This is a genomic window from Pseudomonas sp. H1_D05 (assembly GCF_054682705.1).
Map to the genome: position 1 here is coordinate 6390009 of NZ_CP162825.1, position 13326 is coordinate 6403334.

14 protein-coding genes are annotated in these 13326 nt (G+C 60.1%); 7 read left to right on the top strand and 7 right to left on the bottom strand.

All coding sequences use genetic code 11. The features are described from left to right. Positions 1-2 precede the first annotated feature (2 nt). A complete protein-coding gene (locus tag AB4O11_RS28665; protein WP_460096503.1) occupies positions 3-650 on the bottom strand; it encodes a thiopurine S-methyltransferase in 648 nt (215 codons plus the stop codon). A 103-nt stretch (positions 651-753) separates the two neighbouring features. On the opposite strand from AB4O11_RS28665, the gene AB4O11_RS28670 reads away from it, so the two are divergent. After that, entirely contained in the window at positions 754-1521 is a 768-nt protein-coding gene (locus AB4O11_RS28670; protein WP_093435145.1) for a DODA-type extradiol aromatic ring-opening family dioxygenase, read from the top strand. Between the two features lie 105 nt (positions 1522-1626). On the opposite strand, the gene AB4O11_RS28675 is transcribed toward AB4O11_RS28670, so the two are convergent. Further along, a complete protein-coding gene (locus tag AB4O11_RS28675; protein WP_008088238.1) occupies positions 1627-3300 on the bottom strand; it encodes a DEAD/DEAH box helicase in 1674 nt (557 codons plus the stop codon). A gap of 422 nt (positions 3301-3722) precedes the next feature. Here AB4O11_RS28675 and AB4O11_RS28680 point away from each other — a divergent pair, with 422 nt between their 5' ends. Further along, positions 3723-4514, top strand: coding sequence for a crotonase/enoyl-CoA hydratase family protein (locus tag AB4O11_RS28680; protein ID WP_093435147.1), 792 nt, complete (start codon positions 3723-3725; stop codon positions 4512-4514). Positions 4515-4620: 106 nt separating this feature from the next. On the opposite strand, the gene AB4O11_RS28685 is transcribed toward AB4O11_RS28680, so the two are convergent. After that, the gene (locus AB4O11_RS28685; protein WP_095125136.1) at positions 4621-5376 is read right to left on the bottom strand and encodes a spermidine synthase; all 756 of its coding nucleotides are present in this window, start codon (positions 5374-5376) and stop codon (positions 4621-4623) included. 153 nt (positions 5377-5529) lie between these two features. Between AB4O11_RS28685 and AB4O11_RS28690 the strand changes: the two genes are divergently transcribed. Then, on the top strand, positions 5530-6876 hold the full coding sequence (locus AB4O11_RS28690) for a class II 3-deoxy-7-phosphoheptulonate synthase (RefSeq protein WP_077573929.1): 1347 nt from the start codon (positions 5530-5532) through the stop codon (positions 6874-6876). 102 nt (positions 6877-6978) lie between these two features. Here AB4O11_RS28690 and AB4O11_RS28695 read toward each other — a convergent pair whose 3' ends face one another. Together AB4O11_RS28695 and AB4O11_RS28700 are read right to left on the bottom strand one after the other, a co-directional pair. Then, a complete protein-coding gene (locus AB4O11_RS28695) occupies positions 6979-8199 on the bottom strand; it encodes a winged helix-turn-helix domain-containing protein (protein WP_460129694.1) in 1221 nt (406 codons plus the stop codon). A gap of 80 nt (positions 8200-8279) precedes the next feature. Further along, on the bottom strand, positions 8280-8501 hold the full coding sequence (locus AB4O11_RS28700; RefSeq protein ID WP_093435156.1) for a DUF1127 domain-containing protein: 222 nt from the start codon (positions 8499-8501) through the stop codon (positions 8280-8282). A 96-nt stretch (positions 8502-8597) separates the two neighbouring features. Here AB4O11_RS28700 and AB4O11_RS28705 point away from each other — a divergent pair, with 96 nt between their 5' ends. Beyond that, on the top strand, positions 8598-9452 hold the full coding sequence (locus tag AB4O11_RS28705) for a LysR substrate-binding domain-containing protein (protein WP_007908606.1): 855 nt from the start codon (positions 8598-8600) through the stop codon (positions 9450-9452). Here the strand turns inward: AB4O11_RS28705 and AB4O11_RS28710 are convergent. Further along, positions 9442-10191 carry a sulfite exporter TauE/SafE family protein gene (locus AB4O11_RS28710; RefSeq protein ID WP_175553567.1) on the bottom strand — a complete coding sequence of 250 codons (750 nt, stop codon included), beginning with the start codon at positions 10189-10191 and terminating at the stop codon, positions 9442-9444. The genes AB4O11_RS28705 and AB4O11_RS28710 overlap by 11 nt on opposite strands. A 109-nt stretch (positions 10192-10300) precedes the next feature. Here AB4O11_RS28710 and AB4O11_RS28715 point away from each other — a divergent pair, with 109 nt between their 5' ends. From AB4O11_RS28715 to AB4O11_RS28725, 3 genes are all read left to right on the top strand, one after another. Next, positions 10301-11257, top strand: a complete 957-nt coding sequence (locus AB4O11_RS28715; RefSeq protein ID WP_257355721.1) for a LysR family transcriptional regulator — start codon at positions 10301-10303, stop codon at positions 11255-11257. A 72-nt stretch (positions 11258-11329) separates the two neighbouring features. Further along, complete coding sequence (locus AB4O11_RS28720; protein WP_177413141.1) at positions 11330-11785, top strand: MarR family winged helix-turn-helix transcriptional regulator; 456 nt, start codon at positions 11330-11332, stop codon at positions 11783-11785. 327 nt (positions 11786-12112) lie between these two features. Beyond that, positions 12113-12532: an organic hydroperoxide resistance protein gene (locus tag AB4O11_RS28725; RefSeq protein WP_093435168.1), complete on the top strand. Its 420-nt coding sequence runs from the start codon at positions 12113-12115 to the stop codon at positions 12530-12532. Between the two features lie 190 nt (positions 12533-12722). Here AB4O11_RS28725 and AB4O11_RS28730 read toward each other — a convergent pair whose 3' ends face one another. Further along, the gene (locus AB4O11_RS28730; protein ID WP_007908599.1) at positions 12723-13292 is read right to left on the bottom strand and encodes an elongation factor P; all 570 of its coding nucleotides are present in this window, start codon (positions 13290-13292) and stop codon (positions 12723-12725) included. Positions 13293-13326: the final 34 nt, after the last annotated feature.

Below are 13326 nucleotides of genomic sequence, written 5' to 3' on the forward strand. Positions count from 1 at the left end.
AACTATCGGGAAGAAACCCGGTAGACCCGCTCCTCCAGCCGCGTCACGCCAGCCTGAAGGAACTTCCCGCTCTCCCCCAGCACATCCTGCTCTTCCAGCATCTGCACCTGCCAGGCACCACTCAGCAACCGCTGCACCTCATCATCCCCCACCGCAAACGGCGGCCCCGGCATCTGCGCCTGATCGTAGTCCAGCGTAATCAACAACCCGTGCACACCCTGCGGCAGAATCTGCTGAAGATGCGCCGCATACCGCTCACGCATCGTCGCCGGCAAGGCAATCAGCGCGGCGCGGTCGTACAACGCGGCGCAATCGGCCACATCGCTCGCCGTTAGCGCAAAAAAGTCACCGCACCACAGCTCGATGGCTTCACCGCGATAAACCTTGAACGCGCCCTTCTGGCTAATCTGCGGCTGCACCTGATGTTCACTGAAAAAGTCCTCGATAGCCTTTTCCGACAGTTCGACCCCGAGCACCTGATGACCGCGTCCGGCCAGCCACGCCAGATCCAGACTTTTCCCACACAAAGGCACGAGCACTCGCGCCGCTGCCGGTACCGCCCAGTGCCGCTGCAGATACGGGTTTACCTCAGGCAGATGGAAACCAATCTGCCCCGAAGCCCACTTCTTGTGCCAAAACTCAGGCTGCATGCATCACTCCCAATAATTCGATCAAAAAGCGTTAAAACTTATATTAGATTTAGATCAATGATCTGACTGAAGATGAAGCCATCTTAACGCTCAGGAACCCATCATGTTGCCCAGCTTGTTCATTTCCCATGGTTCACCCATGCTGGCCCTGGAGCCCGGCGCCAGTGGCCCGGCTCTGGCTCGTCTGGCCGCCGAATTGCCGAAACCCAAAGCCATCGTTATCGTCTCCGCGCACTGGGAAAGCCAGGAACTGCTGGTCAGCAGCCATGCGCAACCGGAAACCTGGCACGACTTCGGCGGCTTTCCCCGGGCGCTGTTTGAAGTGCAGTATCCGGCACCGGGTAATCCGCAACTGGCTGCTGAGGTGGCTGATCTACTGACTGCCAACAACCTGCCTGCCCGTCTCGACCCGCAACGCCCGTTCGATCATGGCGTCTGGGTGCCGTTGTCGCTGATGTATCCGCAGGCGGATATCCCGGTGGTGCAAATCTCTCTGCCGAGCCGTGGCGGCCCGGCGCTGCAAACCCGAGTCGGCCGGGCACTGGCGAGTCTGCGTGATCAGGGCATTTTGCTGATCGGCTCCGGCAGCATCACGCACAACCTGCGCGAACTGGACTGGCACGCCGGCCCGGAAAGCGTTGAGCCCTGGGCGCGGGATTTCCGTGACTGGGTGATCGATAAGCTCGCGGCCGACGATGAGGCAGCGCTGCACGATTATCGTCAGCAGGCGCCGCATGCGGTGCGCAGTCATCCGAGTGATGAGCATTTGTTGCCGTTGTATTTTGCCCGGGGTGCGGGGGGTGAGTTCAGCGTGGCGCACAAGGGATTCACAATGGGTGCGCTGGGCATGGATATTTACCGCTTCGGTTGATGCCTTCGCGAGCCGGCTCGCTCCCACAAAGGCAAAAAACAGGCAAAAAAAATCCCCGAACCAGTCGGGGATTTTTTATGTTCGATCAATCAGCCCAAGGGCGGATCAATCTTCGCGATAGCGACGCAGCTTCAACTGCTTGCCAGCAACGCGAGTGTCCTTCAGTTTGGTCAGGAGTTTGTCCAGACCATCTTCCGGCAGCTCGACGAGGCTGAAGCTGTCACGCACCTGGATGCGACCGATCGCTTCACGGGCCAGACCGCCTTCGTTGAGGATGGCGCCCAGCAGGTTTTTCGCAGCGATACCGTCACGCGCACCCAGCGCGGTACGGCAACGAGCACGGCCTTCGCCCAAAGGCATTGGCGCGCGACGCTCGCGGTCACCACGATCAGGACGATCACCAGTGCGCTCAGGACGGTCGCCACGCGGTGCGTTGTTCGGCACCAGTGGACGTTCCTTCTCGATCGCCGCCAGGTTCAGCGCTTGACCGTTGGTAGCTTTGCGCAGCAGCGCAGCAGCCAGAGCACGCGGGGTGCAGCCGATGTCTGCAGTCAGACGATCGAGCAGCTCACCGTGGGTCGATTCGGCATCAGCGACCAGCGGCGACAGGCTGTTGGTCAGTTTCTTGATGCGCGCATCGAGAACGGCTTGAGCGTCCGGCAGGCGTACTTCAGCAACTTTCTGGCCGGTTACACGCTCGATCACTTGCAGCATGCGGCGCTCACGTGGAGTCACCAGCAGCAGTGCACGACCTTCGCGACCGGCACGGCCAGTACGGCCGATACGGTGAACGTAGGACTCTGGGTCGTACGGCATGTCAACGTTGAACACGTGAGTGATGCGCGGAACGTCCAGACCACGAGCAGCTACGTCGGTCGCGACAACGATGTCCAGACGGCCATCTTTCAGCGAGTCAATAACGCGCTCACGCTGGTTCTGGGCGATGTCACCGTTCAGCGCCGCGGCTTTGTAGCCTTTGGCGTCGAGGGCGCTGGCCAGATCCAGGGTCGCTTGCTTGGTGCGTACGAACATGATCAGAGCGTCGAAATCTTCCACTTCCAGCAAGCTGAGAACGGCCGAAGTCTTCTGGTCAGCGTGAACCAACAGGTGAGCCTGTTCGATCGCGGTAACGGTCTGGGTCTTGGTCTGGATCTTCACGTGTTGCGGATCGCGCAGATGGCGTTCGGCAATGGCGCGGATCGACTGCGGCAGGGTAGCCGAGAACAAAACGGTCTGACGGGTCGCTGGCAGAGCCTTGAAGATGACTTCCAGGTCATCCATGAAGCCCAGTTTCAACATTTCGTCAGCTTCGTCGAGAACCAGGTGGTTCACGGTCGACAGAACTTTTTCGTCGCGACGCAGGTGGTCGCACAGACGGCCCGGAGTGGCGACAACGATCTGTGCGCCATTACGGATTGCTTTCAGTTGCGGGCCCATAGGCGCGCCGCCGTAAACGGCCACAACGGTAACGCCCGGCATTTGCTTGGCGTAGGTTTCAAAAGCGGTTGCTACTTGCAGCGCCAACTCACGAGTTGGCGCCAGGATCAGGGCTTGCGGTTCGCGCTTGGCAGGATCGATGCGGTGCAGAATAGGCAGTGCGAACGCGGCGGTTTTACCGGTACCGGTTTGCGCCTGACCAATCATGTCCTGGCCGGCCATGATGATCGGGATCGATTGCTGCTGAATCGCCGAAGGCTCTTCGTAGCCAGTCGCTGCGACGGCTGCAAGAATATTCGGGTTAAGATTAAAAGCGGCGAATCCGCCGGTTTCCTGGGTCATGGGTCTGCCTCTAAGTGCATCCGCAAAGACCCATGCTCCAAAGCTGCGCATGCCGTGTTGAGACTCAAGAGTCGCCCTGGCAGCTTTGTCGGCGGGGATTTGCGAAAACGAATGAATGAAAAAAAGAATCGTCCGGGAAGAGCCCGCAATGCGGACGTGCAGCCGAAGCTGACTTCGGGAAATGCGCTACCTAAACGCGGCCCGGTTAAAGGCCGGCGCGCACTATACCGGATTTTGCCCAAAAAGGGAGCTTTTTTTATTGCCTGAATGAGCGTGTCACCGCTGTGTAACGGGGTTTTGCGGATAATCGCGCGAAGGTCTATTTTTCAAAGGCCCGGCCCTGCGGGCGATGACGCTTAAACGATTCACTGATGTGCGGCATACCGTCGCTGCACCCGCCCTTCCCGCCCGAGGATCTACCCATGAATCAGCCCTGCCCCGGCCGCGTCAGCCGTGAACGTCGTGGTCACGTCCATCTGATTGGCCTGGATCGAGCGGCCAAGCGCAATGCTTTCGACCTCGACCTGCTCAACGAGCTGAGCTTGGCCTACGGCGAGTTCGAGGCCGACAGCGAAGCGCGGGTGGCGGTGGTGTTCGGGCATGGCGAGCACTTTACCGCTGGCCTGGATCTGGTCAACGCCAGTTCCGCCCTCGCCCAGGGCTGGCAGGTTCCGACCGGCGGTTGCGATCCGTGGGGCGTTTTCGTCGGCCCACGGGTGAGCAAACCAGTGATAGTCGCCGCGCAGGGTTATTGCCTGACCATCGGCATCGAGCTGATGCTGGCAGCCGATATAAACCTGTGTGCGAGCAATACCCGCTTCGCGCAGATGGAAGTGCAGCGTGGGATCTTTCCTTTTGGTGGTGCGACTTTACGTTTTCAGCAGATCGCCGGTTGGGGCAACGCGATGCGCTGGCTGCTGACCGGCGATGAGTTTGATGCGCACGAGGCGTTGCACCTGGGGTTGGTGCAGGAAGTCATGGCCAGCGAAGACCTGCTGCCGCGGGCGATTGAATTGGCTGAGCGGATTGCGCGGCAGGCGCCGTTGGGGGTGCAGGCGACGTTGATGTCGGCGCGGCAGGCGCGGTATGAAGGTGAGACAGCGGCCGCGCAAGGGTTACCGGCGTTGGTGAAGAAATTGTTGGCGAGTGAGGATGCCAAGGAAGGGGTGCGGTCGCTGGTGGAGCGGCGGCCTGGAGTCTTCAAAGGGATCTGAAATATTTGCTGGTTATCAGATCCTCTTCGCGAGCAGGCTCGCTCACAGGGAAAATGCATTCCAATGTGGGAGCGAGCCTGCTCGCGAAGAGGCCATCACTGACGACTCAGGTCGCCGGGCGAATACTGTTGATCAACGACTGCAACGAATACCCCAACCGCGGCGCCAGCGCTTCAGCCCGGGCCGTCAGTGCCTGCATGTCCAGCTCCTGATCGAGGTCCGCCGGCACAATCAGAATCACGTTGCCCTCCTTCACCGGCAATTCCCAGTAATGCCGGTGATACAGCCCGCGCAACAACGCCGCACCCAACGGCTTGCCGTCATCGGTGGCCCACTGGTTGATCACCAGCCAACCACCCGGATTCAGACGCTTCTGGCAGTCGCCGAGAAAACTCCAGGCCAGATGCCCGACGCCCGGACCGACATCGGTATACAGGTCGACAAAAATCAGGTCCGCCGGCTCAGCCGTCGGCAGTAACTCCAGCGCATCGCCAACACGGATGTACAGCCGCGGATCATCGTCCAGGCCAAGGTATTCGATGGCCAGGCGCGGCACATCCGGACGCAGTTCAATGGCTTCGACATCTTCCAGCGGCAGAAACTTGAGGCAGGCCTGGGTCAATGTACCGGCGCCGAGCCCGAGAAACAGCGCGCTCTCCGGCTGCTCGTGGCACAACGCGCCGATCAGCATCGCGCGGGTGTAATCGTATTCGAGCCAGCTCGGGTCGGCGGTGAACACGCAGCTCTGCTCGATCGCATCGCCGAACTCGAGAAAGCGGTAATCGGCCACTTCCAGCACGCGAATCACGCCGAACTCATCCTGTACTTCGGCGAGCAGATGCTCGACGCGCTCCTCAGTCATTTCGTCTCCTGATGGTCACCGGGCGCGGTGACGCGATGGCACCGCTGTGGCGCCGTGGCAAAGCGGCGATTGTCGGCGATGGGGCGGGAGCAGGTCACGTACTAATTGCTGCTACCATGGGCTTCCCGTGCGTAGAACCAATTAGAGACCGTGATGAGCCAACCGTGGAGTCCTGATAGCTGGCGCGCCCTGCCGATCCAGCAACAACCCCAATATCCTGACGCGGCGCATCTGCGCCAGGTCGAGCAGACGCTAGCCAGTTATCCGCCACTGGTGTTTGCCGGCGAAGCGCGCGAACTGCGCCGCCAGTTTGCCGAAGTCACCCAGGGCCGGGCATTCCTGCTGCAGGGCGGCGATTGCGCGGAAAGCTTTGCCGAATTCTCCGCTGCGAAGATTCGCGACACGTTCAAAGTGTTACTGCAAATGGCGATCGTCATGACCTTCGCCGCAGGCTGCCCGGTGGTCAAGGTCGGGCGCATGGCCGGTCAGTTTGCCAAACCGCGCTCGGCCAACGACGAGACCATCGACGGCGTGACGCTGCCGGCTTACCGGGGCGACATCGTCAACGGCATCGGCTTCGACGAAAAGAGCCGCGTGCCGGATCCAGAGCGCCTGCTGCAGTCCTATCACCAGTCCACCGCGACCCTGAACCTGCTGCGCGCGTTTGCTCAGGGCGGTTTTGCCGACCTGCACCAAGTGCACAAGTGGAACCTCGATTTCATCGCCAACTCGGCGCTGGCAGAAAAATACAGTCACCTCGCCGACCGCATCGATGAAACCCTGGCGTTCATGCGCGCCTGCGGCATGGACAGCTCGCCGCAACTGCGCGAAACCAGTTTCTTCACCGCCCACGAAGCGCTGCTGCTGAACTACGAAGAAGCCTTCGTGCGCCGCGACAGCCTGACCAACGATTACTACGATTGCTCGGCGCACATGCTGTGGATCGGCGACCGCACCCGTCAGCTCGACGGCGCGCACGTCGAATTCCTGCGCGGGGTGAACAACCCGATCGGCGTCAAAGTTGGCCCAAGCATGGATCCCGATGACCTGATCCGCCTGATCGACGTGCTCAACCCGGACAACGATCCGGGGCGCCTCAACCTGATTGCGCGGATGGGCGCGAACAAGGTGGGCGATCACCTGCCGGCGCTGATCCGCGCGGTGCAGCGCGAAGGCAAGCAAGTGCTGTGGAGTTCCGACCCGATGCACGGCAACACCATCAAGGCCAGCAGCGGCTACAAGACCCGCGACTTTGCGCAGATCCTTGGCGAGGTTAAACAGTTCTTCCAGGTGCACGAGGCGGAAGGCAGTTATGCCGGCGGCATTCACATCGAGATGACCGGGCAGAATGTCACCGAGTGCATCGGTGGTGCGCGGCCGATTACTGAAGATGGCTTGTCGGATCGCTATCACACGCACTGTGATCCACGGATGAATGCTGATCAGTCGCTGGAGTTGGCGTTTTTGATTGCTGAAACCCTGAAGCAGGTTCGCCGCTAGACCGCGTCGCCTCCTTCGCGAGCAAGCTCGCTCCCACACTGGATTTGTGTCGTTCGCATATCCCCTGTGGGAGCGAGCTTGCTCGCGAAGGGGCCAACTCAGTCAGCCGACCTGCGCCATTGCCACCCGCAACCGCGCCGCACTCTCGCGCTGACAATTCAACTGCACCCGCGCCAGCCCCAACCAATCCGCCATCCGCCGCAGATTCTCCGCCAGCGCCAGCATCCCCTGCTCATCCAGCCCCGGCGCTTCCTCGTGCAGCGCATGCACTGCCAACTGCCCCGCCGCCCGTTCGGCGCGCAAATCGACCCGTGCGGCGATCCTCTCGTTGTGCAAGAAGGGCAACACGTAATAGCCGTAGACTCGCTTGTCCTGTGGCGTATAAATCTCCAGCCGATAGCGAAAATCGAACAAGCGCTCAGTCCGGCTACGCTCCCAGATCAACGAATCAAAGGGCGACAGCAGCGCACTGGCCATGACCTTGCGCGGGACGCTCGGCTCCGGCAGGCAATAGGCGATTTGCCGCCAACCGGCGACCTCGCACATCTGCAATTGCCCGGCTTCGACCAGTTCCGCGAGACGTGGCCGCGCATCCGCCGGATTCAGGCGAAAGTAATCACGCAGGTCTTTTTCAGTACCGACACCCAAGGCCTGTGCCGCGTGCAATAGCAGGCCACGTTGCGCTTCGGCTTCATCAGGCAACGCCTGCTGCAGGATCGATGAAGGGATCACCCGCTCCGGCAAATCATACAAACGCTCAAAACCACGCCGCCCCGCCACCGTCACTTCACCCGCCGCGAACAGCCACTCCAGCGCATGTTTTTCCGCGCTCCAGTCCCACCACGGTCCGGCCTTGTCTGCACGGGTTGAAAGGCTGCCGGCGCCCAACGCGCCCTGCTCTTGCACCGAATTCAAGACCCGACGCACCACGTCCTGCTGCTCGCGACCGAATCTGGCCAGTTGCTGATAAATATCCTCGCCACGCCTGGCCCGCTGCATGCGCCAGCCCAGCAACGGATACATCGACATCGGCAGCAACGAGGCTTCGTGTCCCCAGTATTCGAACAACGTGCGACGTCGCCCCGAACTCCAGGCAGCCTGGTCGAGCAAATCGGAAGAATAGGAGCCGAGACGGGAAAACAGCGGCAGGTAGTGCGAGCGCACCACGGCGTTGACGGAGTCGATTTGCAGCAAACCCAGCCTTTCGATCAGCCGGTTGACGTGTGGCGCCTTGACGGTCGGCGGCTGGCGCCCGTTGAACCCTTGGGCAGCCAGCGCCAGTCGTCGCGCCTGTTTGAGGGAAAAGGCCAGAGTCGCGGGCATGAGCATCTCCTTGTCTGCTCGCAACCTACCTCACTGGAAGAGGGTTTGTGTAGCGTTCTGCTCATCATTTATGCAGCGGGTCATTTATGCATCGGATCATCCCAGAACGGCCGCACGGACTCGTGTTCAACGTCGGCACGACTGACGCCGATGTCTTTCAACGCTTCGTCGCTCAGACTGGCAAGCAGCTCGCGTTCACGGTGCAATTCGTACCAGCGGCTAAACTTGTGCAGCAGGTCGGAAACGAGATGGCCGTGGCCGGAAAATTTTGCGTCGTCTACATACTCTCTTTGACCTTTCATCGTGTTGCCTCCTTTGTGGATGGCTCAAGTCTCGCGCCGGCGCTAAGATCAATCCAACGAATGTTTCTGATGGCATGCATCACGGAGATTCATCAATTGTCGGCCTACCCCAGTATCGATACCGATGTCCTGCGCACCTTTGTCGCGATTGCCGATCAGGGCGGTTTCACCCGCGCCGGCGAAATGGTCAACCGCACGCAGTCGGCGGTGAGCATGCAGATGAAGCGTCTGGAAGAAGACGTGTTGCAGCGGCAGTTGTTTGAGCGCGACGGACGCCAGGTGCGCCTGACCGCTGAAGGCCAGGTGCTGCTCGGATACGCGCGGCGCATCCTCAAGCTGCACAGCGAAGTGTTCAACACCTTGCGCGAGCCGCACATGGTCGGCACCGTGCGCATCGGCACGCCGGATGACTACGTGATGCGTTTTCTGCCGGGGATCCTGTCGCGGTTTGCGCAGTTCTATCCACTGATCCAGATCGAAGTGCATTGCGAATCGACCAAACAACTGTTGCAGCGGACTGACCTGGATTTGTCGATCGTCACCCGTGAACCGGGCAACGAAATCGGTCAGTTGCTGCGCAAGGAGCGTTTTGTCTGGGCCGAGGCGCAGAATTTCAGCGCCCACGAACAAACGCCACTACCTCTGGCGATGTTCAACAGTGATTGTTTCTGCCGCTTGTGGGCGTGTAACGCACTGGATGCGATGGGCCGCGAATACCGCATCGCATATAACAGCACCAGCCTCTCGGCGTTGATGGCAGTGGTGAGCGCGGGTCTGGCGATCACCGCGCAACTGGAAAGCCTGATCACCCCGGACATGCGCATTCTCGGCGCCGCCGAAGATCTGCCGCTGTTGCCCGAGGCCAGCATCATGCTGATCCGCAACCTGAACAATCCGTCGCCGATCACCGAGTGCCTGGCCGAGCATATCGTCGAAGGTTTTAAACTTTAAACGCGAGCATCACCGCACACAGCACCAGGAAACCGCAGAACAGCCCGCGCAGAAGCTTTTCCGGCATGGCGTGGGCAACTTTCACCCCCCAACTGATGCTCGCCAGACCGCCGATGGCCAGCGGCAGGCCGATCATCCAGTCCACTTCGTGATGTACCGCGTAGGTCACCAGGGTCACGCCGGTGCTTGGCAACGCCAGCGCCAGCGACAAGCCCTGAGCGACCACTTGCGTGGTGCCGAAGAGGCTGGTCAGCACCGGCGTTGCCACCACGGCACCGCCGACACCGAACAAGCCGCCCATGGTTCCGGACGCCGCACCGAGAACGCCGAGCCAAGGCCAGGAATAGCGCATCTCGGAAGTCGCAGCGGGTTGCTTGCCGAACATCTTCAGCAGGTTGTACGCCGAGAGCACCACCAGGAAAGCGACAAAACCGATGCGCATGGTTTGCGCATCGATACCCACCGCCCAGATCGAACCGATCCACGCAAAGCAAAAACCCATCACCGCCAAGGGCAACGCATGCCGCAGTTCGATGCGATTGCGCTGGTGATAGCGCCACAGCGCCAGCATCACGTTCGGCACCACCATGACCAGCGCCGTGCCTTGGGCAATCTGCTGATCGAGACCAAACCACACGCCGAGCAACGGAATGGCGATCAAGCCGCCGCCGATGCCGAAAATGCCGCCCAGTGTGCCAAGGGCGGCGCCGAACAACAGGTACAACAAAAACTCCATCACAGCCGAATTCCTCTCACGTCAGGCTGATCATCCTACGCAGTCGCGGCTGGCGGGGAAACGCACAGCAACGCACAATGGCTATGCCGATTTCGCACAAGCGTCAATTCTCATGAACCCCAACCAACTGACTGAACAATTAGGGCTGTTTCTCGATGTGCTCGAGAGTGGCAGCTTTTCCGCCGCCTCGCGCCGTCATCCGCTGACACCTTCGGCCGTTGCGCGACGGATCGACAGCCTGGAAAGCGCCGTCGGCAGCCAGTTATTTATACGCAGCACCCACGCCGTCAGAGCCACACCCGCCGGTCTGGCGTTTGCCGAACGTGCCCGGCGCATTGTCGCCGAGTTGCAACTGGCGCGGGCCGAAGCCGTGTCCTTGAGCAGCGCGCCGGAAGGCTTGATTCGCATCGACGCCCCCGCCGCGTTCGGGCGACGGCATCTGGCACCGGTGATCGCCGACTTTCTCGTCCTCTACCCGGGGCTGGATGTGCAGTTGCACTTGATCGACAGTTTCGTCGACATGGGCGGCTCGAACCTGGGCAAGGTTGACCTGGTGCTGCGTGCCGGGCAAATGGCTGACACGCGATTGGTGGCGACGCCTTTGGCGAGCATGGTGCGCATAGCCTGTGCCAGTCCTGACTATCTCAAACGCCGGGGTGTGCCCGGCAGTCCGGCGCAACTTGGCGAGCATGACGGTCTGGACTGGGAAGGCCTCGCCCCGCCCTTCGCCTGGCGGTTCGAGCAGGAAGGCCAGATGCACTTGCACCGCCCGGCGCGCATCCGCATGAGCGCCAACAATGCCGAAGCGCTGGTGTGTGGGGCTTTGGCGGGATTAGGGATTGCGCATTTGCCGACCTGGCTGGCGAGCGAATACCTGCTGCGCGGTGAACTGGTCCCGCTGTTCTGCGAGAACGGTCTGCCGGCCCCGGAATCCACCGGCATCTACGCACTGCGCATGGAACAGCAAACCAACTCGCGCAGCCGCTTGTTGCTTGAATACCTCAAAACTCGTTTCAGTCCAGTGCCGCCGTGGGATCTGGCGCTGCAACGGGATCTCGGCCGCCATTAGATCCGGAGAATTATCTGGCGCATTAAAGATTCGAGCGCTAGATTCATGACCATCACCGAACAAGGCTTTGACATGACTTCCCAACGCGACACCTGCGACGACCTGCTGCTGGATAACCAGGCGTGCTTCGCCCTGCATTCCACTTCGCTGATGATGACCAAGGTCTACAAACCGCTGCTGCAAGCCTTGAACCTGACCTATCCGCAGTACCTGGCGATGATGGTGTTGTGGGAGAAGGATGGATTGACGGTCGGAGAAATCAGCTCGCGGTTGCTGACCGATCCTGGCTCGCTGACGCCACTGCTCAAGCGTCTGGAAGGCGAAGGGTTGCTCAGCCGCACCCGCAGTCGTGAGGATGAGCGGGTGGTGATTGTCGAGCTGACCGAGCAAGGCCGAGCGCTGAAAGAAAAAGCCCAGACCGTTCCGCAATGCATCCTCGGCGCCAGCGGTTTCACTCTGGAACGGCTGCAGAAGCTGCAAGCGGAGTTGCAGGCGCTGCGCAGTCATCTACAAGAAAGCCTTATTTAAGGCCCACCAATCCCTGTAGGAGTGAGCCTGCTCGCGATAGCGGTGGTTCAGTCGACTTCTGAGTTGACTGGCACACCGCTATCGCGAGCAGGCTCACTCCTACATTTGATTTCATCGACTGAAAATTATTTTTCAGCGCTCCCATTGTCTCGCCATCCCCTCTAAGTCGAATCTTTCCAGCCGATGGACGAGTCAGCCAGATCAGTCCAGCGGGACATTTTTCGAAATTTATCTTGCGCACTAAATATTCGCGCGATACATTCATCTGGCACTTACTTAGCGCGCAAATAATTAGCGCACAAAATCACACTCAACGAGGCTCACACCATGCAAACTCTCTACACTGCAATCGCAACCTCCACTGGCGGCCGTGACGGTCGTGCGGTCTCCAGCGACAACATCCTCGACGTCAAGCTCGCCACTCCGAAAGAACTCGGCGGTGCCGGCGGCGCGGCAACCAACCCTGAGCAGCTGTTCGCTGCCGGCTACTCGGCCTGCTTCATCGGCGCACTGAAATTCGTCGCCAGCCAGACCAAACGCAAAATCCCTGACGACGCCTCGATCACCGCCCACGTCGGTATCGGCCAGATCCCTGGCGGTTTCGGTCTGGACATCGACCTGCACATCAGCCTGCCAGGCCTGGAACAAGCCGATGCGCAAGCGCTGGTCGACGCCGCTCACCAGGTTTGCCCGTACTCCAACGCCACCCGTGGCAACGTCGATGTACGTCTGCACACCACCGTCTGAAACCGGACACAAACCCCCTGTGAGAGCGAGCCTGCTCGCGAAGGCGTCCTGTCAGTCAACATTTCATTGAATGACGCCCCGCATTCGCGAGCAGCCTCGCTCCCACAGGAGTCGGTGGTTAATGAGAAATCGCAGGCACAAAAAAGCCCGGCTCAATGGCCGGGCTTTTTCTTTCCGTAAAAAGCGGTGCTTATTTGGCACGGCCTTTGTAGGAACCGCCTTCGCGGGTGTCGATTTCGATCTTGTCACCGATTTCGATGAAGTCAGCAACTTGCAGCTCAGTACCGTTGGCCAGCTTGGCAGGCTTCATGACTTTGCCGGAAGTGTCGCCACGAGCCGAACCTTCGGTGTAGTCAACTACGCGCACGATGGTGGTCGGCAGCTCTACGGAAACCAGACGCTCTTCGAAGAAGATCGCTTCGCAAACATCGGTCATGCCTTCTTCAACGAAAGGCAGAACAGCTTCGATGTCTTCAGCGTTCAGCTCGTACATGGTGTAGTCAGTGGTGTCCATGAACGTGTAGGTGTCGCCGCTGATGAAGGACAGGGTCGCTTCTTTGCGGTCGAGGATTACGTCGTCCAGTTTGTCGTCAGCGCTGTAAACGATCTCGGTCTTGTAACCGGTCAGCAGGTTTTTCAGCTTGGTCTTCATGATCGCGCTGTTACGGCCCGACTTGGTGAATTCAGCTTTCTGAACCAGCCAAGGATCGTTCTCGAGACGGATCACGGTACCGGGTTTCAGTTCTTTACCAGTTTTCATTGCGAATATCCGAATTTGGATGGGATTTACAAAA

Excerpts from the sequence above, each read along its gene's own strand:
- AB4O11_RS28665 (WP_460096503.1), bottom strand. The coding sequence starts at position 650 with ATGCAGCCTGAGTTTTGGCACAAGAAGTGGGCTTCGGGGCAGATTGGT.
- AB4O11_RS28670 (WP_093435145.1), top strand. The coding sequence starts at position 754 with ATGTTGCCCAGCTTGTTCATTTCCCATGGTTCACCCATGCTGGCCCTG.
- AB4O11_RS28675 (WP_008088238.1), bottom strand. The coding sequence starts at position 3,300 with ATGACCCAGGAAACCGGCGGATTCGCCGCTTTTAATCTTAACCCGAAT.
- AB4O11_RS28680 (WP_093435147.1), top strand. The coding sequence starts at position 3,723 with ATGAATCAGCCCTGCCCCGGCCGCGTCAGCCGTGAACGTCGTGGTCAC.
- AB4O11_RS28685 (WP_095125136.1), bottom strand. The coding sequence starts at position 5,376 with ATGACTGAGGAGCGCGTCGAGCATCTGCTCGCCGAAGTACAGGATGAG.
- AB4O11_RS28690 (WP_077573929.1), top strand. The coding sequence starts at position 5,530 with ATGAGCCAACCGTGGAGTCCTGATAGCTGGCGCGCCCTGCCGATCCAG.
- AB4O11_RS28695 (WP_460129694.1), bottom strand. The coding sequence starts at position 8,199 with ATGCCCGCGACTCTGGCCTTTTCCCTCAAACAGGCGCGACGACTGGCG.
- AB4O11_RS28700 (WP_093435156.1), bottom strand. The coding sequence starts at position 8,501 with ATGAAAGGTCAAAGAGAGTATGTAGACGACGCAAAATTTTCCGGCCAC.
- AB4O11_RS28715 (WP_257355721.1), top strand. The coding sequence starts at position 10,301 with ATGAACCCCAACCAACTGACTGAACAATTAGGGCTGTTTCTCGATGTG.
- AB4O11_RS28720 (WP_177413141.1), top strand. The coding sequence starts at position 11,330 with ATGACTTCCCAACGCGACACCTGCGACGACCTGCTGCTGGATAACCAG.
- AB4O11_RS28725 (WP_093435168.1), top strand. The coding sequence starts at position 12,113 with ATGCAAACTCTCTACACTGCAATCGCAACCTCCACTGGCGGCCGTGAC.
- AB4O11_RS28730 (WP_007908599.1), bottom strand. The coding sequence starts at position 13,292 with ATGAAAACTGGTAAAGAACTGAAACCCGGTACCGTGATCCGTCTCGAG.